23 protein-coding genes are annotated in these 23,929 nt (G+C 46.6%); 9 read left to right on the forward strand and 14 right to left on the reverse strand.

The genetic code is table 11. The features are described from left to right. The first annotated feature begins 122 nt into the window (after positions 1 to 122). Positions 123 to 2,450, forward strand: coding sequence for a Tex family protein (locus BSR11_RS11965; RefSeq protein ID WP_072670582.1), 2,328 nt, complete (start codon positions 123 to 125; stop codon positions 2,448 to 2,450). 224 nt (positions 2,451 to 2,674) lie between these two features. On the opposite strand, the gene BSR11_RS11970 is transcribed toward BSR11_RS11965, so the two are convergent. Then, positions 2,675 to 3,145, reverse strand: coding sequence for an ATP-dependent Lon protease (locus BSR11_RS11970; protein ID WP_072670583.1), 471 nt, complete (start codon positions 3,143 to 3,145; stop codon positions 2,675 to 2,677). Positions 3,146 to 3,266: 121 nt separating this feature from the next. After that, on the reverse strand, positions 3,267 to 4,043 hold the full coding sequence (bioH, locus tag BSR11_RS11975; RefSeq protein WP_072670584.1) for a pimeloyl-ACP methyl ester esterase BioH: 777 nt from the start codon (positions 4,041 to 4,043) through the stop codon (positions 3,267 to 3,269). Positions 4,044 to 4,136: 93 nt separating this feature from the next. Here bioH and BSR11_RS11980 point away from each other — a divergent pair, with 93 nt between their 5' ends. The 4 genes from BSR11_RS11980 (at position 4,137) to cysQ (ending at position 7,118) form a co-directional block, all read left to right on the forward strand. Then, positions 4,137 to 4,856 (forward strand): ComF family protein, encoded by a 720-nt coding sequence (locus tag BSR11_RS11980; protein WP_072670585.1) that lies wholly within the window; start codon positions 4,137 to 4,139, stop codon positions 4,854 to 4,856. An 83-nt stretch (positions 4,857 to 4,939) separates the two neighbouring features. Further along, positions 4,940 to 5,530, forward strand: coding sequence for a Fe-S biogenesis protein NfuA (gene nfuA / locus BSR11_RS11985; protein WP_072670586.1), 591 nt, complete (start codon positions 4,940 to 4,942; stop codon positions 5,528 to 5,530). 190 nt (positions 5,531 to 5,720) lie between these two features. Continuing rightward, positions 5,721 to 6,281: an ADP compounds hydrolase NudE gene (nudE, locus tag BSR11_RS11990; RefSeq protein WP_072670587.1), complete on the forward strand. Its 561-nt coding sequence runs from the start codon at positions 5,721 to 5,723 to the stop codon at positions 6,279 to 6,281. Between the two features lie 9 nt (positions 6,282 to 6,290). Next, entirely contained in the window at positions 6,291 to 7,118 is an 828-nt protein-coding gene (gene cysQ, locus BSR11_RS11995) for a 3'(2'),5'-bisphosphate nucleotidase CysQ (RefSeq protein WP_004394385.1), read from the forward strand. A gap of 50 nt (positions 7,119 to 7,168) precedes the next feature. Here the strand turns inward: cysQ and BSR11_RS12000 are convergent, their stop codons facing one another. Genes BSR11_RS12000 through gspC form a run of 12 tightly spaced genes read right to left on the reverse strand, consistent with a single transcriptional unit; the run spans position 7,169 to position 18,369 of the window. Beyond that, complete coding sequence (locus BSR11_RS12000) at positions 7,169 to 7,927, reverse strand: type II secretion system protein N (RefSeq protein WP_072670588.1); 759 nt, start codon at positions 7,925 to 7,927, stop codon at positions 7,169 to 7,171. A 1-nt stretch (position 7,928) separates the two neighbouring features. Further along, positions 7,929 to 8,423, reverse strand: a complete 495-nt coding sequence (locus tag BSR11_RS12005; protein WP_072670589.1) for a type II secretion system protein M — start codon at positions 8,421 to 8,423, stop codon at positions 7,929 to 7,931. Further along, positions 8,420 to 9,649, reverse strand: a complete 1,230-nt coding sequence (gene gspL / locus BSR11_RS12010) for a type II secretion system protein GspL (RefSeq protein WP_072670590.1) — start codon at positions 9,647 to 9,649, stop codon at positions 8,420 to 8,422. Before gspL ends, BSR11_RS12005 begins: the two co-directional genes overlap by 4 nt. Then, positions 9,618 to 10,631 carry a type II secretion system minor pseudopilin GspK gene (gene gspK / locus BSR11_RS12015; RefSeq protein ID WP_072670591.1) on the reverse strand — a complete coding sequence of 338 codons (1,014 nt, stop codon included), beginning with the start codon at positions 10,629 to 10,631 and terminating at the stop codon, positions 9,618 to 9,620. The genes gspL and gspK overlap by 32 nt, the downstream gene beginning before the upstream one ends. Beyond that, entirely contained in the window at positions 10,618 to 11,250 is a 633-nt protein-coding gene (gspJ, locus tag BSR11_RS12020; protein ID WP_072670592.1) for a type II secretion system minor pseudopilin GspJ, read from the reverse strand. Before gspJ ends, gspK begins: the two co-directional genes overlap by 14 nt. Further along, positions 11,237 to 11,593, reverse strand: coding sequence for a type II secretion system minor pseudopilin GspI (gene gspI, locus BSR11_RS12025; protein ID WP_072670593.1), 357 nt, complete (start codon positions 11,591 to 11,593; stop codon positions 11,237 to 11,239). Before gspI ends, gspJ begins: the two co-directional genes overlap by 14 nt. Beyond that, positions 11,586 to 12,161 carry a type II secretion system minor pseudopilin GspH gene (gene gspH / locus BSR11_RS12030; RefSeq protein WP_072670594.1) on the reverse strand — a complete coding sequence of 192 codons (576 nt, stop codon included), beginning with the start codon at positions 12,159 to 12,161 and terminating at the stop codon, positions 11,586 to 11,588. Before gspH ends, gspI begins: the two co-directional genes overlap by 8 nt. A 52-nt stretch (positions 12,162 to 12,213) precedes the next feature. Then, complete coding sequence (gspG, locus tag BSR11_RS12035; RefSeq protein ID WP_072670595.1) at positions 12,214 to 12,657, reverse strand: type II secretion system major pseudopilin GspG; 444 nt, start codon at positions 12,655 to 12,657, stop codon at positions 12,214 to 12,216. A gap of 35 nt (positions 12,658 to 12,692) precedes the next feature. Next, complete coding sequence (gene gspF / locus BSR11_RS12040; protein ID WP_072670596.1) at positions 12,693 to 13,913, reverse strand: type II secretion system inner membrane protein GspF; 1,221 nt, start codon at positions 13,911 to 13,913, stop codon at positions 12,693 to 12,695. After that, on the reverse strand, positions 13,914 to 15,425 hold the full coding sequence (gene gspE, locus BSR11_RS12045) for a type II secretion system ATPase GspE (RefSeq protein ID WP_072670597.1): 1,512 nt from the start codon (positions 15,423 to 15,425) through the stop codon (positions 13,914 to 13,916). It lies immediately after the preceding gene. Continuing rightward, positions 15,425 to 17,449, reverse strand: a complete 2,025-nt coding sequence (gspD, locus tag BSR11_RS12050) for a type II secretion system secretin GspD (RefSeq protein ID WP_072670598.1) — start codon at positions 17,447 to 17,449, stop codon at positions 15,425 to 15,427. The genes gspE and gspD overlap by 1 nt, the downstream gene beginning before the upstream one ends. 35 nt (positions 17,450 to 17,484) lie before the next feature. Next, entirely contained in the window at positions 17,485 to 18,369 is an 885-nt protein-coding gene (gene gspC, locus BSR11_RS12055; RefSeq protein WP_072670620.1) for a type II secretion system protein GspC, read from the reverse strand. A 265-nt stretch (positions 18,370 to 18,634) separates the two neighbouring features. Here gspC and hslR point away from each other — a divergent pair, with 265 nt between their 5' ends. The 4 genes from hslR to BSR11_RS12075 all read left to right on the forward strand — a co-directional run bounded on the left by hslR (position 18,635) and on the right by BSR11_RS12075 (position 23,917). Then, a complete protein-coding gene (gene hslR, locus BSR11_RS12060; protein WP_072670599.1) occupies positions 18,635 to 19,021 on the forward strand; it encodes a ribosome-associated heat shock protein Hsp15 in 387 nt (128 codons plus the stop codon). Between the two features lie 19 nt (positions 19,022 to 19,040). After that, positions 19,041 to 19,931, forward strand: coding sequence for an Hsp33 family molecular chaperone HslO (gene hslO / locus BSR11_RS12065; RefSeq protein ID WP_072670600.1), 891 nt, complete (start codon positions 19,041 to 19,043; stop codon positions 19,929 to 19,931). A gap of 338 nt (positions 19,932 to 20,269) precedes the next feature. Further along, on the forward strand, positions 20,270 to 21,898 hold the full coding sequence (pckA, locus tag BSR11_RS12070) for a phosphoenolpyruvate carboxykinase (ATP) (RefSeq protein WP_072670601.1): 1,629 nt from the start codon (positions 20,270 to 20,272) through the stop codon (positions 21,896 to 21,898). Between the two features lie 108 nt (positions 21,899 to 22,006). Next, a complete protein-coding gene (locus BSR11_RS12075; RefSeq protein ID WP_072670602.1) occupies positions 22,007 to 23,917 on the forward strand; it encodes an AsmA family protein in 1,911 nt (636 codons plus the stop codon). The last annotated feature ends 12 nt before the right edge of the window (positions 23,918 to 23,929 follow it).

A 23,929-nucleotide genomic window follows, 5' to 3' on the forward strand; every position in this document is an offset into this window, starting at 1 on the left:
CAGTTTTCAGTGTGAGGAAAGTCAAAAATCATCGTGAATCATGCGACGTCAACACAAAGCCATTGCAGCTCACTCTGGACTACGTACAATCCCTGCATGATTGTTTAATAGAGAGACCACGGATGAGCCACGCTATCTGCCTACAGATTGCCAATGAATTGAATGTCAACCCGAATCAAGTCAACGCTGCAGTCACCCTGATTGATGAAGGTAACACTGTCCCCTTTATTGCACGCTACCGCAAAGAGGTGACCGGAGGATTAGATGACTCGCAACTGCGTCATTTAGATACCCGCCTGAGCTACTTACGAGAGATGGAGGATCGCCGCCAGACGATTCTTAAATCGATTCAAGAACAAGGTAAACTCACCCCAGAACTGGAACAAGCGATTCTCGCTGCCGACAGCAAAACTCGCTTAGAAGATCTCTATCTCCCCTATAAACCGAAACGGCGCACCAAAGGGCAAATTGCGATTGAAGCTGGACTTGAACCGTTAGCCGATCGTTTATGGCAACACGCTGACCTCGATCCAGAGCAAGCGGCCCTCGCCTACATCGACGCCGATAAAGGCATTGCCGATAGTAAAGCGGCGCTCGATGGCGCTCGAGCGATCATCATGGAGCGGATTGCAGAAGATGCCGACCTACTGGCTAAGCTGCGCGACTATTTGACTCGCCACGCTGAAATTGTCTCTCAAGTGATTGCCGGTAAAGAGCAAGCGGGAGAAAAATTCAAAGACTATTTTGATCATCGCGAATTGATTGCTAAAGCCCCTTCCCACCGCGCTCTCGCCATGCTACGTGGCCGTAACGAAGGTTTTTTAACCCTAAGCTTAAATGCCGACCCTCAGCAAGAAGAAACCCTACGCCATTCGTATTGTGAAACCTTAATCGCACAACATTATCAATTGCATCTCAGTCAAGCCCCCGCGGATCAATGGCGTCAGCAAGTGATCAGTTGGGCCTGGCGCATCAAAGTGTCCATGCATATGGAAACTGAACTGATGTCGGCAATGAAAGAGCGCGCGGAAATTGAAGCGATTGACGTCTTCGCGAGTAACTTAAAAGACTTGCTCATGGCGGCACCGGCCGGACCACGGGCGACATTAGGCCTCGATCCTGGGCTAAGAACCGGCTGTAAAGTCGCGGTGGTTGATGCCACCGGCAAGGTACTGGCAACCGACACCATTTATCCTCATGTACCACAAAATCAATATGAGCGAGCCATGCAAACCGTCGCGGCGCTGGTCAGTAAACATAATGTCGATCTGATTGCCATCGGCAACGGTACCGCCTCACGTGAAACGGACAATTTTGTCGCCGAGTTAATTAAGCGTGGCAATCTTAAGGTGCAAAAAATTATTGTCAGTGAAGCGGGCGCATCGGTTTATTCCGCATCTGAGTTAGCAGCCAAAGAGTTCCCGAACATGGACGTATCACTGCGTGGTGCGGTGTCCATTGCTCGCCGCTTGCAAGACCCTTTGGCAGAGCTGGTAAAAATTGATCCTAAATCGATTGGCGTCGGTCAATACCAACACGATGTTAGCCAAACCTTACTCGCCAAACGTCTTGATGCGGTGGTCGAAGACTGCGTAAACGCCGTCGGAGTGGATGTTAACACCGCCTCAGCGGCGCTGTTAACTCGCGTTGCTGGCTTATCGGCCGCCTTGGCACAAAATATTGTTCAGTATCGTGATGAGCATGGCCGCTTTACCGGTCGCGCAACATTGAAAAAAGTACCACGCCTTGGGCCTAAAGCTTTTGAGCAGTGCGCTGGTTTCTTACGGATCATGGATGGCAAGAACCCACTCGATGCGTCTGCAGTTCACCCTGAAGCCTATCCAGTGGTAAAAGCCATTGCTGAGAAAAACCAACAAGATATTAAATCATTGATTGGTAATAGTGAGTTTCTGCGTTCGCTGCGCGCGGTTGACTATACCGATGAAAATTTTGGTCTCCCCACCATTACCGACATCATTAAAGAGCTGGATAAACCGGGACGCGATCCTCGCCCTGAGTTCAAAACCGCGACCTTTGCTGATGGCGTGAATGACATCAAAGATCTCGAGCTTGGGATGATTTTAGAGGGTGTGGTGTCTAACGTGGCGAATTTTGGCGCTTTTGTCGATATTGGTGTTCATCAAGATGGTTTAGTGCATATCTCGGCGCTCACTGACCGTTTCATTGCTGACCCAAGAGACGTGGTAAAAGCGGGTGATATTGTTAAAGTGAAAGTGATGGAAGTGGACGCACAGCGCAAACGCATTGCCCTTTCGATGCGTTTAAACGACGAGCCAGGACAAGAGAATCGCGGACAAAAGACAGCCTCTCACAGCCAAGGACGCCAACACAATCCACCACATGCTCGTCGCCGCGAGCGGGAAGAAGCCCCCTCTCATGGTGCGATGGGCGGAGCGTTTGCCGCGGCGTTTGCGAAAGCGAAAAAATAACGCCAAGGCATCCCCAACCCACTTAGCTTGGCAGCGAGGCGACCAATAAGTAAGTCCCCATGAGCATAGACAAACGATACGATTGGGGGCTCGAAGGTACTTCAAGTAAGGAAAGAGGGATGAGCACATCGTGATGCTCTACTTGATAAAAAACAAATCCCCGCAGCCTCGGCTGTGGGGATTTTTTTATTCACCTTATCATTGTAGCTTATGCTCAATGATAACTACAGGATCGCTATCACTTCTGATGGCGTATTCGGCGCAATCGCATGGCCATAATGAAATTGAATCACTGTCCGTCGTTTCGCCATTTTGCCTTCAGTTATTGCCGCATCAATGATCCGCTTTGGCAACCGAAAACGCATTGTATAGCCTTTACCTTGCTCCTCACTGTAAGAAGACAGTGCTAATAAATCAAACAACCTGTCCAGCTCACTGCGTAGTGCGGCACGCTGTCGTTGTTTAGACTCTTGATCACTCTCTTGCTCATAGTTAGGGTGCTCGGCAGGATCCCAAGCGGATTGTTTACGCCGCTTATCCTCTGCTTTGGTTTTACGCTCAGCTTGGCTTTTGGTGAGCTCTACCGGTGCCGTAACAGGCGCACGTATCCGATTATCTCGTGACGCTTGCTCTGTTTGCACGTTCACTGACGGGGCGATAAGTGGCACGCTAACATTAGTCGGTGACACGATCATAACCGAGTCCTCCTCAGTGTCGCACCCCCTTCGATTAAGCTACCGTTAGGGATAACTTATGTATCGACCAATCGTGGCGGTTTTTTAGCGCTTATTCACTAATCGGCAACAAAATTTACCGTTATTTTGCAAAGTTGAGCAATTGCTGACAAAAGGCATCTTGCTCAGTCATAAATGGGGCATGCGAAGAGGCTTGAAAAATAGACGTCTGGCTATTGGTTTGCAGTTGACGCACAGCCTCAGCTACACGCAGTGGGACTAATCCATCCAATCGACCATACATTCGCAGCACTGGCATGGTTAACTGAGTCAGTTGCTGACGCATATCGGTTTTTGAAAGCAGGTTTAACCCGGTTAATAATGCTTGGTGAGTGGGCATTGGTCGTGCTAATACCGCTTGCTTGAGTGCTTTAATTTCTTGGCGCGCACTTGTGCTCCCCATCGCTTGTAAGGCGATAAACCGCTCAATCATCAAAGGCAAATCCGTTAATAATTGGTCGGTAAAGGTATCCAATACCTGTGGTTTGATTCCTCGCCATACTGGCGTCTCTTGCTCACTGGCGGTAAATTTAGGTGACGAAGCAACCGTGACTAACTGGCTAACTCGTTGCGGGTAATGCAGCGCGATATGGGTAGCAATTAACCCCCCTAAAGACCAGCCGACCCACACCGCCTGCGACGGTGCTTGGTTCAATATGACTTGAGCAATCTCAGCTAAACTCGCTGCTGACGATTGACCGCTATAACCATAACCGGGCAGATCAAGAATATGAATACGAAACTGGGTTTGTAATCGTTGACAGGTTTGCTGCCATACTGCGCCATTCATTCCCCATCCGTGAATCAGTACCAGATCAGGCCCATCGCCGATGACTTGCCAGTACAGTTTTTCGGTCATATTCACATTTTCTCCTACTAAAATCCGCCTCTTCAGACGAATATCCTCGCCATACTTTACCTCAATTCACACCAAAATCATCCGAGGTTTATTATGTCAATGTGGCGTGAGCAGGTATCGGCTGTCACCCATGCTTGGCTTACGCCAAGCTGCACCTTATGTCACCTACCTTTAGAGCAGCAAGCACAACATGGTACTTGTCATGCCTGCCAAGCTTGGTATGCGCCAACACCTCGCTGCCAACGCTGTGGTTTACCTTGTCTCACTATTACCCCACAATGTGGACAATGCTTACGTAGCCCTCCCCCTTGGCAACGACTGTTTTGTATTGGTGACTATCACTTTCCATTGAGTCACGCCATTCATCAACTTAAATATCAACGCCAATTTTGGCAAGCACGCCACTTAGCCGCTCGACTAGCAGAATGCATTGCTGAGCCAGCCCCGCTGCTCACTTGTGTTCCATTACACTGGCGCAGACAGTGGCAACGAGGGTTTAATCAAAGCGAATGCATTGCTCGTCCCCTTGCTAAGCATCTGGGTCGTCAATTTGATCCGCATCTGTTTACTCGCAAAAGATCCACTCCAGCTCAGCAACAATTAACCAAATCACAACGTGAGAAAAACTTAGCCGGGGCCTTTCAACGGCAATCTATTCCTCTAGTCAATCATGTGGCTATCGTCGACGATGTCGTAACAACCGGTAGCACTATTCGACAATTATGTGATTTACTGCTTGAAGTTGGCATCGAAAGGATTGATATTTATTGCTTATGCCGTACTCCTGAGCCGAGTGATGCATGCCCGACATAATCAGAGCAAAAAGGGCTGGATCATCGGCGTGACTGGAGTAGAATGGTCAGCAAATAACCTACAAAATTACTCAGGTATTCGTCGTGTCAACTACTACTATTGTTATTACTGAATCCGCTCAGTCTCATTTTGCCAAACTCTTGGCTCAGCAACCAGAAGGAACGAACATTCGGGTGTTTGTGGTTAATCCAGGAACACAAAATGCCGAGTGTGGCGTCTCTTATTGTCCACCAGAAGCCGTAGAGAGCACCGATACCGTGATCCCTTTCACTGGCTTCTCTGCTTATATCGATGAACTCAGCTTGCCATTTCTCGAGAGCGCAGAAATTGATTTTGTGACCGATAAAATGGGCTCGCAACTTACCCTTAAAGCACCAAACGCCAAAATGCGCAAAGTCGACGATGATGCACCATTAATGGCACGCGTCGAGTATGCGATTCAAACCCAAGTCAACCCTCAACTTGCTGGCCATGGCGGCCATGTCAGTTTAGTTAACATTACTGATGAGGGCGTCGCTTTATTGCAATTCGGTGGTGGCTGTAATGGCTGTTCAATGGTCGACGTCACCCTAAAAGAAGGCATTGAAAAAGAGTTATTGGCCCAGTTTGCAGGCGAACTGACCGCTGTACGTGATGCCACCGAACATGATCGCGGCGATCACTCTTACTACTAAACCAAAAACAAACAGCGAGAGCTCAGCTTGCGCTGTTTGTTGTATTCCCATTCTGCAGTTAAAACATTCAGCGGTGATGGATGGTGTGAGGTTAGCCTATGCGCTGAGTAGTGAAGTCCAAAGGGAGATATTTCCCCACCTCTCATTTTCTTATATAGTAAGAATAGTTTTCCTGCCAAGGAGTTAGCGGATGCCCTCGAAAACAGCACCAGAAATTTTAGCGCAACGCGCCGTCGCCCAATCAAAACTGTTTACGATTGAAGCTCTCGACCTCCGTTTCTCGAATGGCGAACAGCGTACTTATGAGCGAATGAAACCGAGTGGACGCAATGCGGTTATGATGGTGCCGATCACCTCACAAGGGGATTTATTGCTGGTTCGGGAATACGCGGCAGGCACTGAACGCTATGAACTCGGCTTTCCCAAAGGTTTGATCGATGCTGGAGAATCAGCAGAGCAAGCTGCCGTTCGCGAATTAAAAGAAGAGATTGGTATGGGGGCTGATCGTTTAATAGCACTTAAAGAAGTCGTACTTGCCCCCTCTTACTTTTCCAGTCGAATGACACTTTTTATCGCACAAGATCTATACTCAGATCAGTTAATCGGAGATGAACCGGAGCCACTCGAAGTCATACGCTGGCCTTTAGCACAAGCCGAAGAGTTATTAACCCATCTTGATTTTAGTGAAGCTCGCAGTATTACCGCTTTATTGCTGGCTCTTCGTCACTTGTCTATTGCCGCGAACGAATAGGAAGTATTCATGCCTACAGCCAAAGATCTCTCTCATCTTTTACCTGATGTGATCAGCATTGCCCGCTCTGCAGGCCAACTGATTCTTGATATTTACGAGAATAAATCTTACGAATCGTTTGTAAAAAGTGATGAAACCCCGGTCACCAGCGCCGATCTCGCCGCCCACAAATTAGTCACTGAACGGTTAATGGAACTCACTCCAGACATTCCGGTTCTTTCCGAAGAAGCGGCGAATATTGGTTTAGAAACTCGCGAAACGTGGCAACGCTACTGGCTGGTTGACCCTCTCGATGGTACCCAAGAGTTTATTGCGCGCAGTGGAGATTTCGCGACGGTGATTGCCTTAGTTGAACATAACCGACCAGTAATGGGCGTAGTGTATGGGCCGGTTTCTGGCGTCACCTATTATGCCTATCAAGGTAAAGGGGCTTGGAAAATTCCCGATATGTCAGAAAGTCTACGTATTTATAGCCATAAACATGAGTTAGCTGGTCAATCCATAGCTATTGCTATCAGTCGCCGACAGGATATTAATCGCATCACTCAGCGTTTAAGCCATCAATGGAATTACGATTTAATCCCACTGGGTTCCGCGGCGCTCAAAGCATGTTTAGTCGCCGAAGGGGCGGTTGATTGCTATCTACGTTTAGGGCCAACCGGAGAGTGGGATACCGCCGCGACACAATGCATTGTCGAAGAAGCGGGAGGTCGGATCTTAAATACTCAACTCGACCCCTTGTCTTATAATGAGCGAGATACTTTAGAGAATCCCAATTTCATCGTATTAGGCGATGCCGATTTGCCTTGGGATGAAATATTAAAGATAAAAGATTAGCAACGTGCAGGGCATCCCCTGCACGTCCATCTTACCCCTTCATAACCACTCTACAGACGTCCCTGTTGATTAAATGAGTAACGACCTTGGCTATCTGGACTGGGTAAATAATCTAGCTGCTGAGCCAGTGATGCTGGAAATTGTGCGCCCGGCTTAAACCAAGCTTGAGCTGCAAAACGTCGATCCGCTTGTAACTGTAGCGAAAACGCACTGCTTACTTGCTCCGTCTGTTGCCCACCGGTTATTTCAAACACACTCTGCTGACAAGTAAAATCCGCAACTATCGATCCTAACGCTAGCTCACCAAGTGGCGAGCCAACTTGACCTTGATCCCAAGTTACCGCACCTTGCGCTGTATCACACCAAGGAGCACGGTAGCGATAATCACGTAAAGTCAGCTCCACTTGTCCTTCAAGGGTCAGAGGAATAGGTAAAGTTAAATAAGGCTGGAGCTGCTTAGCTGGTAAGGAGATCACCAGACGCTCGGCAAATGGACCGGACCAACCATAACCGACCACGCCGCGTCCTTGCCACTGTACATCACTACCCCGTCCAAAACGCACCGCTAGCCGTGCTTGGGCTTTTAACAGCGCCGACCATTGCCACTGCCATTGAATCGCCCCCGCATTCTGTTGTTGCCAACGAACTTGACTCGCACTACCGTTCCAAATCGTTCCTTGAATACCTTGCAATACTAACCCTGAGGGTAATGGAAGGTGCTTGATGACGAAATGAGCTGGCAGGTGAAGTAACGCACTCACAAAAGCAACCGAGAGAAATAGACTCAAATACCCAATAATACGCTTCATGTTATCCGACTCGCTTAAACTGTAGACGTCTGACTTCTACCATGCCTGAGACTTTACCGCGTTCGAGATCCATAAACTCAACTTCAATCCCTTGTCGCTCTTTTAAGTGCGCTAGCCAAGCAACCAGCTGAGTGAATGGCACAGGTTGAATCCATACTTGCATGCGATCAGCACGCGGCTGCACTCGAACCAACTCAATATTAAATTGACCGGTCGATGCCGCAATCACTTGGTTTAGCGGCTGAGATGAACGAACCACACCGCCTTGCTGACGTAGAGCGCTAATTTGATCAGCTGTATTTTCAACCCATTGTAATAATTGGCGTTCACTTTGAATGCGAGTTTTGGCATCCTGACTGCGTTGATTGAGCGGTGCAATTCCTCCCCAATAGACTAACCCAAGCACCAAACAAAGCACAGCGACCAATAATAAGCGTTGCTCACGCTGACTAATGCTTTGCCACCAAAGATAAAGCGGCGTTAATTTGTCTTTCATTGCCCACCCCCTTCCTTAGGTCTCAAAACAAACGATCCCGATACCCGTTGCTCATTACGGCTGAGTTGACCTTGCTCAACAGAAAAGTACTCCGCTAACTTCACTCTCGCTTGTTCAAACGATTGAAAATCGCTGCTAGTAACATCAAGACGCACTTCACTGCGATTACCGTCAAAACGCAAACTTTGCACTTGCATATCAGTCACGCTACCAATCGTCTCTGGTAATCGACTGAACCAAGTTAGGACATCTTCACCTTGCGCTGAACCAGAAAGCGCATTTAATTCATCCGTCATCTGTCGTCTCAAATAGCTGACGGTCGGAATACGCTGCTTATCAGGAAAAATGATTCTAAAAATACGTTCACTTTCATCACGATAGCTTTGTGCAAGCTGTGTATCTTTATGAACTTGTAAACCATAACTGGTCATCAAGACCACCAGCAAAAACAAACTGGCGATAACGGCCTTACGCCAAATCAACCAATATTTATTCCAAGAGGATTTGGGTTTAAAAGGTCCAGTCAGTAGATTTATTTTATGAGTAAGTACTTGCTCAGTAAGCAGTACTAATAACGATGGACAAGCCATCGACTGCCAGGATTGCTGCTCATCCAAAGGGAGATCGGGTAACGGAGTATAAGCCGTGAGTGGTAAATAATCGGTCTGATTTTTAACCCAGTCGGTAGTACAAAACCAAGTTAACCAATCCTTATCAATCGATAATCCGCTGTATTCGCCTTTACGTACCAGCCATTGATCACCCATTTGACCGGCGCTTAATCCCTCATCATGCACTGGCAAAGCTAACACATCGGGGACCACGCGCTTAACATCGAGTCCTAGCGTATGTAACTGCTCCAACATGGCTTGTAACCAAGTACGATCAACGCCAGCGACAAAGGCTTGATCACCTTGTTTGTCTAATACACTAAAATGCAGTTCATCAACATCTTGTGCGATCTCCTCTTCCAAGAGATACGGAAGCATGGCGTTAAACTGCCGACTGCCACCTGCTGGAATCGTTACTTGAGTTAACAGTAAGTCACTGGTTGATAACAAAACAACCGTTGAACGCTGAACTGCGTGCGGAGCCAGTTGTTCAAGTTGTTGCCAATCACTTAACTCCCCACAGGCAAGCACTTGTTGCTGAGTCGATGACCAGACTAACCAAGGGATAACTGTATTTTGTTGACTACTCAGCCGAACGATCAAGCTTTCGCTCACTGACTCCTCCATAGCGCCGGCTCACCACCGTCGCATCCTTTTTATTACTGCTATAAAACAGACTACGAACACGCACTCGAGACGTATCTACCATCACCTGTGCATCCAATTCAAAATAGTGACTATCGACACTTAAATACGCTCTTGCTTCTTCACGACGTGCATTATCGACAGCGGCAATCGCTGGCTCGGCGAGAAAACTCGCCACGCTATCCCAGCCATCAAAAGGGCGAGATTCTAGCACAGACTTGGCATTGGCCTCATTTAAATACGGGCTAAACATAGCTACCAATAAAGGGGCTTTCTCTGGCGGTAACGTATTGATATTTAAACGCCAATCTTGTGTTGGTAGCGCGCAAACATAAGGTGATAGCTGATGCATTGCTTCGCCACTCACTTGATAAACCGCTCGTAATTCACTGGCATCGGCCAATAAACCATTTGGCGGTAAATACGCTGGTGTCATCGATTCATACAAACTATCTTCTGCACCGTTGGAACGATTAACCCGATCATCGGCATCAATAAAATCCCATGTCGCATCGGCAATCGTCTCTGCTTGAAAATTATCAATCTCTACTTCATCTAACAACGCCCGCCATACTCGATAGAGATAAGGTGGCGTTGGCTCATTGCTCGGCAGCAAACCGGCAAATGCATTGAGATTAAAACAAGCTTGGGCATCGACTAAACTGCCCATTACCACGCCATAATCTAGCGGGTAAGTTTGATGTTGTTGAGACCAAGGCTGATTCAAACTGATCACATCACTGTCTTGATAACTCTGTTCAATCGCTGCTTTGGCTAACGCTTCGACGCCAAGTGTATACCAATACGCTTGCTGATAACCCAGCTGATGGTTAGCACGTTGAAACTGACTAAACATTCGCTGCGACATCGTCGCAGCAATCGAAACCATCACTGCCAGCAGCAGCAGTACAACGATTAACGCGACACCGCGCTGGGCATTAGGACGCACCATCGGCTTCTCCTAATGAAGCACCGGTTAAGACGTAGACTCGCTCAATCTCACCGTAATCTTTCAGTGTTAAACGTACGCTCACCGCTTCAGGCAACCGACGTTCCGACTCCCATTGCTCTGACCATTCTCCACGTTGATAAAAGCGCATCGACCAGCTTTCAACCTCGCTCAGCACAGGCGCAATGACTGGCTCTTGTGCAACGGGGGTATCAGGATAACGCCACCACACTCTTTCTAAGACATGATCTTTTAAACGATAACCGACTTTAAGCACCTCACCACGTGGAAACTGTTGCTGAGGGTTGTGCCAACCTAAGCGGGTAAATAACACACCTTTTTCATCTGAATCGAGCAAATAATCTCGCCACTGAATAAGTTGTCCGGTCGGTGCCTCTCCATTGGTACGAAAGGCGCGTGCCGCCATTTGTCGAAAATCGGCGTCCATCATCACCATTGCGCGCTGTAGCTCGCTCAATCGAGCTTCACGTTGCGCAGAGACTTGATTACTCAGTTGTACCTGATAAAGCACCTGATAAGCAGCAATACTTAAACTGGCAAAAATCGCTATCGCTACCAAGACTTCGATTAAAGTAAATCCACGCGCTTTATTTGCTGACATAGCTTCTTACCGTGACCAAAGGTTGGCCTTTTTCGGCACTAGCAACGCTGACATCAAAGGCAGATAGCACTGGTGCAGTGGTTGCAATCGGTGCAATACGCCAGTACCAAGTGCGGCCGGCAAGCTCATCTTTGCCCTCTTTGGCAGCCAACGACGTCGGGTTTAGCATGACTTTAGCCATCTGGTTATCGGCTACCATTGCCGCAAACATTTTATCTTCCAGATAACCAATGGTATTAACGTGCTGAGTCACCGTTCGAATCACACTGATTGCCGCGGTAGCAAAAATCGCTAACGCGACCAAGACTTCCAGTAGTGTGAAACCACGCTTCACTTTACTCATCGCTCTCTCCTGGGGCGAATAGACGAATATGTCCATTATCTTCGACCACGACTTGCCATGCTTGTTCGGCACTTTGCTGATCGGGGTAAAGTAATAAACGGAACGGGGTGATTTCACCACTGGAGAGAATAAACACTTGTGGTGCAGGTTCGGTTTGCTGCTCTTTATACTCAGCAAATCTCTCTTCATCAAACAAAGAGCCTGGAGTGAAGAGTCGATTTTTATCCTGCCAAACACCGCTACCGAGAGTAAAATCGAGATTGAGTGAATCCGCTAAGCTAAGTTGAGCAGCAAAACCGATTTTATCGATCTTCTGCCAGCCTTTCTCGGTCAGTTGTACAAAAGTAAAACGTTTATTGGGTTCATCAATCCGTAAGCCAAAATCAAAACCACTGAGCAGTGCCTCTTCATTGAGTAACTGTAAACGCTGAAACAAGCTCTGCGCGGCCACATTAGCTTGATCATTTTGTCGAGCTGGTAATGTCGCGATCACTGCAACGGCACTGACCGAAATCAATACCAGCACCAGCATGATCTCAAGTAGCGTAAAGCCTCGGGTAAATTTCATTACTGATGACTGCTCAATGGGTTATCGGTAAGCAACAGGAATGTCACGGGATTTATTGAAAATCCTGCAAATTCCAGTTACCAATCACGGCGTTCGAACCTTCGCCACCTTCTTGACCATCCGCCCCTAAAGTAAAAACATCAATCCGACCATGATCGCCTGGGCTTAAGTATTGATAATCATTGCCCCAAGGATCTTTCGGTAGACGACGAATGTATCCACCTTCACGATAATTACGCGGCTCCGGATTCGATGGCTTGGTCACCAATGCCTCTAAGCCTTGATCTGTGGTTGGGTAAACATTGTTATCTAAACGATACATATCCAAGGCATTTTCTAAGGCAACAATATCGGTAATGGCTTTTTGTTGATCGGCCTTTTCTTTGTTACCCAATAAATTAGGCACTACGAAACTGGCCAAAATGCCTAAAATCACCACCACCACCATCACTTCCAGTAAGGTAAAACCTGACTGTTTACTTGCTCTTCTATTCATAGTTACTCCATTTCGATCCAAGCATCGTACACCGATTAACGGCTCATTAAGTTATTCATTTCTAAAATCGGCATCAAGGTTGCCATAACAATAAACAGCACCAATCCAGCCATTAACGCGATTAACGCAGGGGTAAAAATTCCTAGTGCGATATTCACCGTCGATTCGAAGTTAGCATCCTGATTATCGGCAGCACGAGTCAGCATACTCTCTAACTCGCCACTTTGTTCACCACTGGCAATCATATGTAACATCATTGGCGGGAATAACTTGGTTTGAGACAACGCTTTACGCAAACTCGAACCTTCACGCACGTTATCAGCGGCCAGTAAAACCTGCTGCTTAACGTATTGATTGGTCATCACATCCACTGCTACACGCATGCCATCGAGGATCGGAATGGCACTGGAAGTACAAATGGATAGCGTGCGCGCAAAACGTGACGTATTCAGTCCTTTGGCAATTTTGCCAACCATCGGCATAAACAGCAGCTTTTTATGCCAGTACAGACGAACGTTAGGTTTACGTAGTAACCATTTGATAAAGTAAATACCCACTAATACACTGGCTAATAAGCTTAATCCCCACTGCTGAACAAAATCACTTGAAGAGAGTAAAAATTGGGTTGATGCAGGGAGCGCCTGCCCCATCTGTACAAATTGACCGACAATTTTTGGTACCACCGCAGCAAGTAGAAAAGCCACGATTCCCACAGCAAATACCACTAAGACAATCGGATACAACAAAGCTTGCATCAACTTAGATCGCATCTTTTGCCGATTTTCAGCGTAATCCGCTAATCGCTCTAAAATCGCATCCAAATGCCCGGATTTTTCACCTGCGGCGACCATTGAACGAAACAGATCATCAAAGATATGTGGGTAGTCGGCCAAGCTATCGGCTAACGTATAACCTTCGGTGACTTTAGCTCGCACTGCGGCGAGCATATTCCGAATCCGAGGTTTTTCCGATTGCTCTGATACCGCACGTAAACACTCTTCTAACGGCATCCCTGACTGAACCAACGTCGACAGCTGACGAGTCAATAAAGCCAGATCTGGTGTACTAATTCCACGCGGTTTAACCCAACTGCTTTGCTGAGCTTTAGCCGCTTTGGCTTGTGTCTCAACCACTTCAATTGGCAGCAAGCCTTGCTCTTTTAAGCGTTGACGGACTTGACGAGCATTATCACCTTCGATAATGCCTTTTTTTTGCCGACCTTTGGCATCTAATGCTCGATATTCAAACGCAGCCATTTATGACTCCTTGGTCACGCGCAACACCTCTTCAAGTGAAGTGATCCCTTGGCGGACTTTATCCAAACCATCATCACGAATACTTGGTGTTTGTTCACGAATCGCTTGTTCTATCGCTTGCTCCCCCGCTTCGCGATGAATAAGTGCTTGAACTTTATCATCCACTAACATCAGTTCATGAATCCCCGTTCGCCCACGGTACCCCTTAAAATTGCATTTATCACAACCTGCAGCGCGATAGAGGGTTAATGGCTCTTTTTTACTGACCGAAAACAGCTTACGCTGCTCTTTATCCGCCTCGTATGGCTGCTTACAATCTGGGCATAAAGTACGTACCAAACGCTGTGCCAGCACGCCCAACAACGAAGAGGAAATTAAAAAAGGTTCGATCCCCATGTCACGTAAACGAGTAATCGCACCAATCGCGGTATTGGTATGCAACGTTGACATCACTAAGTGACCAGTCAAAGAAGCTTGCACCGCTATTTGCGCCGTTTCCAAATCACGAATTTCTCCGACCATCACCACATCCGGATCTTGACGTAAAATCGCCCTTAGACCACGAGCAAAAGTCATATCCACTTTCGGGTTAACTTGCGTCTGGCCAATACCGTCAATATCAAATTCAATTGGGTCTTCTACCGTGAGGATATTCCGTTCACTGCTATTCAGTTCTTGCAGCCCGGCGTATAACGTAGTCGATTTCCCCGACCCCGTCGGTCCAGTGACCAATAAAATACCGTGTGGCCGAGCAATTAAATTACGGAAATTATCGTGATTCGCTTTGGTCATGCCTAAGCTGTATAAATCTAACCGAGTGGCATTTTTATCCAACAAACGCATGACCACCCGCTCACCATGAGAAGAAGGCATAGTAGAAACACGCACGTCGACTGCCCGCCCGCCGATACGCAGAGAAATACGCCCATCTTGAGGAACGCGTTTCTCGGCAATATCGAGTTTAGCCATCACCTTTACCCGTGAAATAAGCAGGGGCGATAATTTACGGCTCGGTGATAGCACCTCACGCAGGACACCATCGACACGAAAACGGATCGATAACACTTTCTCAAACGTTTCAATATGAATATCCGATGCGCCTTCTTTGATCGCCTCACCTAGCATAGCATTGATCAATTTAATGATCGGCGCATCGTCTTCGGACTCGAGTAAATCTTCACTTTGCGGCAACTCTTCAGCAAGAGAAAAGAAATCATCGCTATCGGCACCAATGTCTTCCATTAACTGACGCGCTTCAGATGAATCTCGTTGGTAGACTTGGGTGATTTTGGCTTCAAATGCTTCAGCACTGATCTCACTCAACGCAAACGGCTGTTTGATTACGCGTTTAATTTCAACCAGAGCAGGAATCGACAATGGCGCAACGCAATACACCGTGGCATTGTGTTGCGCTTCATCCCACTCTAAAACTAACTTATGGCGCTGAGCAAAACTGAACGGTAAGCGACGAATCCGCTGCAATCCCTGCGTATCAATCACATCCACACTCATTATTTATTATCCATTTGATCAAGAAAAGCTTGCAATTCAGCAGGATGACGACGCGATTCACCATATTTCGGTAATACAGGAATATTGTTATTATCCATTAACTTCAGCCCCTGATCGGCTTTAAATAGCTGCTCAGCACGGATGTAGTTGTACTTGCGCTGAGTGATGCCATCCGCGGTCATACCATCACGAATAATGGTAGGCTTAATAAACACCATCAGGTTTTTCTTTTCTACCGTGGTATTGGTTGAACGGAATAGATAACCTAATAATGGAATATCACCAAGGATCGGCACCTTAGATTCGCTCTCTGCGGTACGCTCGTCGATCAACCCGCCAAGCACCAGCATCTGCCCATCTTGTACCATCACCGTGGTATTCAACTGACGCTTAGCAAAACGGACATCGACCGCTCCCTGAGCGCCAAGCACATTGGAAACTTCTTGTTCAATCGAGAGCTGAACGGAATCACCTTCGTTAATTTGTGGCACGACTTTCAGTTTAATGCCGACTTCTTTGCGCTCTACGGTTTGGAATGGATTATCGTTATTCGAACCAGCGGTTGAACCGGTTAATACTGGTACTTCTTCACCTACAATAAATGAGGCTTCACCGTTATCCATTACCGTAATACTGGGTGATGACAAGATATTGGTACTGGAGGTACTCGATACCGCGCTGATCAGCGCCGTCCAGTCGCCCATCATTACTCCAAGTGCGGCACCATTGACCCCTGATAAAGCCGAGGCAAGTGTTGAGTAGTTACCGCTTTTTTCTACCGTATATGGACGACGATTACCATCTCTATCCGTGTAATATTCTGTTGAGGTTTGCTTTTTGGCTTCTTCTAATCCAACCATCACTTGGCCCACTTGCGCACCAGTATTACCGTATTGAATTACCGCCCCGTCTTTTAATGAACCCCATTGTACGCCGAGATTAATCCCATCACCTTCGGCCATTTCAACAATCAAGGCTTCGATCAGCACTTGAGCACGGCGAATGTCCAGTTGAGAAATCACATCCAATAAAGAGTTCATAATATCTTGTGGCGCAGTGATCACCAGCGAGTTGGTATCGGAGTGCGCGGAAATCATCACGCTGCTGCGTGATGAGCTTGCACTACGCTGACCGCCTTGTTTCTCTGCTTGGAGGTTTTCAGACACATCTTTCAAAACGCTAACTAAATCATCGGCTTTGGCGTATTTAAGATAAACGACTCGATTATTACCTCGCGTAGCCATTTCGACATCCAACTGATTAATCAAGCGTCTCATTCGCTCGCGCACTTTCGGATCACCAGAAATCAAAATCGAATTGGTACGATCATCAGCAACAAATCTTGGTTGTAAAAACTCAGGCGCATTTTGTGCGTTATTGGCACGGCTAAGCGCTTCAACAATTCGTACCATTTCGGAAGCAGAAGCATTACGCAGCTCAACCACTTCGATTTCGGTGTCACCAGCCTGATCAACGCGATGAATAATATTGGCTAGGCGATTGACCACCGCCGCATGGCCAGTAATCAAAATGATATTCGCCGGATCATAGTGCACCACGTTGCCAGCACCAGCGTTATCAATTAACTGACGCAAGAGCGGCGATAGCTCACGAACGGAAACATTTTTCACCGTCACCACTTGAGTGACGACACTATCGCCAAAAGCGCGATCATCATTGCCCAGTACTGGAATAGCCGAGGTTTTGGCATCTTTAGAACGGATCACTTTCAATACGCCGTTATCCATCTCGACCACAGCAAACCCATACACTTCAAGCACATTGAGAAAAAAGCTGTAGTACTGCTCTTCATTGAGGGTATCGTAGCTGCGTACATCAATTTTGCCGCGTACCGAAGGATCAACAATGATGGTTTTTTCAAGGTTTCGTCCAACGATAGTAATAAACTCTTGAATATCAGTGCCCTTAAAACTGACACTGAAGGTTTGATTCGCCTGTGCTAATGGCGCTGCAATTAGGCTTGCCACTAAAAGCCAGCTACTTTTCTTAAGCCAATGCTTCACACAATACTCCCTTAATGATTACTGCCAATTGGCTGTTAAAACTGAATATAAATATCATGCTGTTGTCCATCTCGCTCGACCGTCAAATTCAGCTCAGTCAGATCAGAAATGGACTCAAACACTTGCGTCATTGCACTGGGGTCGGTTAAATCGAGTCCATTCAGTTGCACAGCAATATCCCCATTTTGTAAACCAACGGCTTCAAAAAGCGCAGGATCTCGCCCCGCACTAACGCGATAACCGACAATGCGATCATCTTGTTTAACTTGTGACAAACTTACGTACTGAAATACCTCACGGGGATTTTGACTGATCGCCGTACGAATAGCAGCCAGTTTGTCTTCTACCACCTCTTGTGGGGCAGGCGCAGCGCGCTGAACCATATTATTCGTGCTCGGTTTACCGTAATCGAGCCCTTCTAACATCAGCGTTTCATCCCGACCAGCATTATCAATAATAACTCGGTCAGCCAACACTGCTTTTAATGTGACTCGGGTGCCTTCTATTTGCTCATTCAGTCCATAAGTCGCTTGCTGACCACGGTTAGCAATTACCGCCAAACCGCGCTCAAGTTCGTTACTGGCAACAACGCCGACTAAGGTTAAATTAAGACGTGTGGGAGGCGCATCGACTTGAACTGGAGCCGTAACAACAGGAGCCGCTTGTGGGTTATAAACCCCAAATAGATGGCTATTTTGCAATGGGCGAATATCGATTCTCGATGCTGCCACTTGGTTGCTGATTGGTTTAGCCACCCAAGGTACAATCGAGCTATCTTGCTTTGGTAACAACCACACCAGTTGACCAACGATCCAAGCAGAGAAAACAAGGCAAGTTAAAGTAAGAATCAGACTCAACGGATTCTGCCAACGAAGAATCTGCGCCATGCGCTCGCTTAAAGTCTGTTGATTAAATTCCATTAATGATTTCAATCCTTGCTGATTCATCATCCAAAGCATTCACTGGTTATTGAGTTGGTTAATATACATCAGCTCGATAAACGGCGCGACTGACGAGGTTATTTTATAATGATTATTTACCGCTTCGCTTGAAAATCTGGGAGCTTGTCTCCATAGTTTGTTGATAAATCCACACCGAACTCTGCCCTATCGATACAAGATAGAGAGCCAATGATGCAGAGAGAAATCGGAGACAGCGTGACTACCTTAGAGGCCACCGATCATCATGAGTTCCCCAGAACAAGCAGTTCGCTTAGATAAATGGCTTTGGGCCGCTCGATTTTATAAAACACGCTCATTAGCCCGAGAGATGGTTGAAGGGGGCAAAGTTCACTATAATGGTCAGCGAAGCAAACCCAGTAAAGCGGTTGAAGTTGGCGCGATGATTACCTTACGCCAAGGCAACGAAGAAAAAACCGTTGTTATTGAACAGATTACTCAGCAGCGACGTGGTGCAGCCGAAGCGCAAATGTTATATAGCGAGACCGCAGAGAGTGTCGTGAAACGAGAACGCCAAGCGTTACTTCGTAAGCTCAATGCCCACAACCCAAGTCCAGAACGGCGCCCAGATAAAAAACAGCGTCGTGATCTTCTTAAATTCAAACATCAATAAATCAGTCGGATCATTCACTATGACAACACAAGTAACCCCCAACAATCTATTACATCGCTATCTGTTTGAAGACTTATCGGTGCGTGGTGAATTGGTGCAACTCAATGATGTTTACCAACAAATTATCACCAGTAAAGATTACCCAGCCCCAATTCAACGCTTACTCGGTGAGTTACTGGTCGCGACCAGCTTACTCACCGCGACACTAAAGTTTGAAGGATCCATTACCATGCAACTGCAAGGTGATGGTCCCGTTTCATTAGTCGTGATCAATGGCGATAACCAACAAAAAATGCGTGGCGTCGCTCGCTGGGATGGGCAAATTGCCCCTGATGCGACTTTGCATCAATTGGTCGGTAACGGTTATTTAGTCATTACCATTGAGCCTAAAAAAGGTGAACGTTATCAAGGTGTGGTCGGGCTTGAAGGAGATGACTTAGCGCAAGTACTCGAAGGTTACTTCTTACGCTCTGAGCAATTAAAAACACGTTTATGGATCCGCACCGGTGAACACGATGGCAAACCTCACGCTGCAGGTATGTTGTTGCAAGTGATGCCTGATGGTACGGGCACTGAAGAAGACTTTGAACACCTAGAACAATTGACGAATACCGTTAAAGACGGTGAGCTGTTTGGTCTCGAAGCCACCGAGCTCCTCTATCGTCTTTATAACCAAGAAAAGGTGCAACTTTTTACGCCACAAGTCGTCGAATTTGTTTGTGGTTGTTCCCGAGAACGCAGCGCAGCGGCGATCATCACTATCGCCCAAGAGGAAGTTAACACGATTCTCGCCGAAGAAGGTGCTGTCTCTCTCCACTGCGATTATTGTGGGACAACGTACTCTTTTGATAGCGCCCAAGTCAGTGAACTCTTTGCTCAAAGCGCATCCGATCGCCCAACCCTGCATTAATTTTCGTTGCTCAACAAGCACGATAAAATCGCTTTACAGCCAGCATTTTGCTGGCTTTTTCATACAAAAATCTGCAATAAATCAATCATAAAACATACCGTACGGCATACTTATTTTCTTTTGAATATTAATCATTTACGCTAGCGCAAAGGTTTGCGTACACGATAGAATAGTGAATGCCAGTATCTGTGACGGGTTGCTTATAATCTTAGAAAAGGCATGGGTAATATTTGAGCTAGCTCCCTGTTTTTTCGGTACCCCGTTGTTAGCATGGTAAGCAGATAACAATTACAAATAGTTACATAAAATCCCTACAAAATCCTTATAAGGAGCACCTAATGACCGTTATGGAACATACCAAGGCTGCACAATTAGATCTTACCCAATATGGAATTACCAACGCGACAGAAGTGATCCGTAACCCAAGTTACGAGCTGTTGTTTGCGGAAGAAACTCGCTCAGATTTGACTGGCTATGAAAAAGGCATTGTAACAGAGCTGGGAGCCGTCGCTGTTGATACGGGTATTTTCACTGGCCGATCACCGAAAGATAAATTTATTGTCAATGACGATACCACTCGCGATACCTTATGGTGGACCTCCGATCACGCCAAAAATGACAACAAACCCATTAATCAAGCGGTTTGGAATGATCTAAAATCTCTTGTTACTAAACAGCTATCAGGCAAGCGTCTATTCGTTATTGATGGCTATTGTGGCGCTAACCCAGATACTCGCCTTAATATCCGCGTGATTACTGAAGTCGCTTGGCAAGCCCACTTCGTAAAAAATATGTTTATTCGTCCAAGCGATGAAGAGCTGGCAACCTTCAAAGCTGACTTTGTGGTCATGAACGGCGCGAAATGCACTAATGATAAATGGCAACAACAAGGACTAAATTCGGAAAACTTTACTGTATTTAATCTAACCGAGAAAATGCAGCTGATCGGCGGCACTTGGTACGGTGGTGAGATGAAAAAAGGTATGTTCGCAATGATGAACTACTTCCTCCCATTACAAGGTATTGCTTCAATGCACTGCTCAGCCAATATGGGTAAAGACGGCGATGTGGCGATTTTCTTCGGCCTATCCGGTACAGGCAAAACTACGCTCTCTACTGATCCGAAACGTGCTTTGATCGGTGATGATGAACATGGCTGGGATGATGACGGTGTGTTCAACTTTGAAGGCGGCTGCTACGCTAAAACCATTAAGTTATCCAAAGAAGCTGAGCCCGACATCTATAATGCGATTCGTCGTGATGCATTACTAGAAAACGTCACTGTACGTGGTGATGGTTCCATTGATTTCGATGATGGTTCTAAAACTGAAAATACCCGTGTCTCTTACCCTATTTATCATATCGAAAATATTGTTAAGCCAGTCTCTAAAGGCGGCCATGCCAATAAAGTGATCTTCCTTTCTGCCGATGCTTTTGGCGTATTGCCTCCAGTATCGAAACTGACCCCAGAGCAAACGAAGTACCATTTCCTATCTGGGTTTACCGCTAAACTGGCGGGTACCGAACGTGGCATAACCGAACCCACTCCTACTTTCTCGGCGTGTTTTGGTGCAGCTTTCCTCACTTTACACCCCACTCAGTACGCCGAAGTACTCGTTAAACGTATGGAGCAAGCTGGCGCAGAAGCCTATCTGGTCAATACTGGCTGGAACGGTTCTGGTAAACGTATCTCGATTAAAGATACTCGTGCGATCATTGATGCCATTTTGGATGGTTCGATTGAGCAAGCACAAACAAAATCGATTCCTATCTTTAATCTAGAAGTTCCAATTGCTTTACCAGGTGTTGATCCTGCGATTTTGGATCCTCGTGATACCTACGTTGATCCATTACAGTGGGAAAGCAAAGCCAAAGATCTGGCTGCTCGCTTTATCAATAACTTTGCTAAGTACACAGACAACGCGGAAGGCAAAGCGTTAGTGAGCGCTGGTCCACAACTTGATTAAGCAACTCTAACTAAACTAGCCCCTCGCAACGAGGGGTTATTTTTGGCTTGAACCGCTACGCGAGATACGCCAAGCTATGCATTCGCATGACAACAGTATGAGAGAATGATGAAAAAACTGCTGACCCTGTGTATCGCGAGTCTTCTTGTCATGGCCAGTTGCGTGTTATTGCTTTTCGCGCTACTGCATACTCGCTATCTAACACCTTGCGCGCAATGGTTCGTTAATCAGCTATGGCCACAAACCCTCACTTTCCACCAACTCGAGTATACTTATCCACTGCACTTTCGTTTCATTAACCCAACGCTCTCTCTGTCAACTCAACCCTTTCGTGCTCAGCAAGTGGATATTTGGCTAAACCCTAGCCTACGAAAACAGGGCCAGTGGCAAATTGATAGCCTATTAATCGATGGGGCAAATCTCTCTGCTGGGTTACCAAACTACCAGTGGCCGAAACAGTGGGCACTGCATCAGTTGGCGATGCGTAATATTGATTATGTCTACCAAGATTGGATCATCCGCGGTCTCAGCGGCCAAATAGAACAACCGCAATGGCCTGCAACTACCCGCTCACTACCTTACGGTAAACTTCAGTTATCGGCGGAACAGGTTTATTGGCAAGGTGAGGCATTAAGTCAATTATTGATTGATGCCGATCATCGGGCACAACAGAGTACCATCTACGGCTTTTCTTTTGCTTGGCGGCAAGCGCTTTTTTCAGGCCAAGCGGAACAGTATCCACAAGGTTGGTCATTGGTGAATGCCACCATCAATCGCTTAAACATCACCCCAAACTCACCATTACCGCCACTGGCTTGGCGACAACTGATTGAAAAGCACCTGTTTCATATAAATAGCTTAGATGTTCTTAATAGCAATATTCAACAAGGTGACCTTACCTTGAACAACGTGAGTTTTTCGATTGAAAATCTCTTACTCAATCCATCTTCAGTTTGGTGGCAACAGGACAATGGCTACTTCTCTCTGAATGCAGATAGCCTGCTCTGGCAAAACCAACAATGGAACGAACCTGCATTTAAACTGGAATTCAATCCCCAAAAAATCACGATCAGTGAATTCACTGCAGACTGGCTTGATGGGCATCTTCAATTTAATGGCTTTATCACTCCAGATGAGCTTCATCTCAATCGACTGGCCATCAGCAGAAGCCGATGGATTCAAGAACAAGCCGATGATTTCTCATTACCTAATCAGATAGTCTCTACCTTAAAAACATTACGTATTGAACAGTTGAACTTAAATAACTTACAACTGATTCAGTTAGCTCACTCGCCACACTGGCAGCTCTCTGGGTTGAATGTAGCTGGACAAGAATTAGAGTTGATGCGTCATGGACAATGGGGATTATGGAACGGGCAACTGACTTTAAGTGCTAACAATGCCAGCATTGAACAAACATTAACCTCACAAGCGATTATTGAAGCCAATAGTCATAATGGCTTTATGCATATTACTCGAGCTTTTTTTCCTCTCGAACAAGGGTATCTTGATGCGACAGCAAGTTGGGATATGACGACATCCAGTGCTCCTTGGCAACTCGAATTACATGCCGATGGCCTACCACTGCAGTTTTTTAAGCATTGGATTTCACTCCCGTTAAACGTAGATGCATTAGCTGAGTTTAATCTTACTGCGCAGGGCCTCGCTGGTGATTATCCGATGTTTAGCCACTCATTAACGGGACAACTTAATGGCCACTTACGTCAAGGAACCTTGACTTATAAAGATGATGACACACTGGTGATTCAACCTTTTCGATTAGATGACATTCAGCTAACCGCTGATCGGGGACGATTACAACTCACACCAATCTCACTATCTGGTCCCAAATTGAACGCCAAGCTTGATGGGCAGTTGGATCTATTAACTCCCGACCAAGCCAAACTTGAACTTCATTTATGGCAAGATTGCACTGAGCATCGCTTCGATCTATTGCATCATCAAAAGACTAAACAAGTTAGCGCCCAGTGCCCCTCAACCGAAAAGCCTGATCAGTAACGTCACTCATCT

Origin of the sequence: Vibrio injensis (genome assembly GCF_001895205.1) — a bacterium.
GTDB lineage: Bacteria > Pseudomonadota > Gammaproteobacteria > Enterobacterales > Vibrionaceae > Vibrio > Vibrio injensis.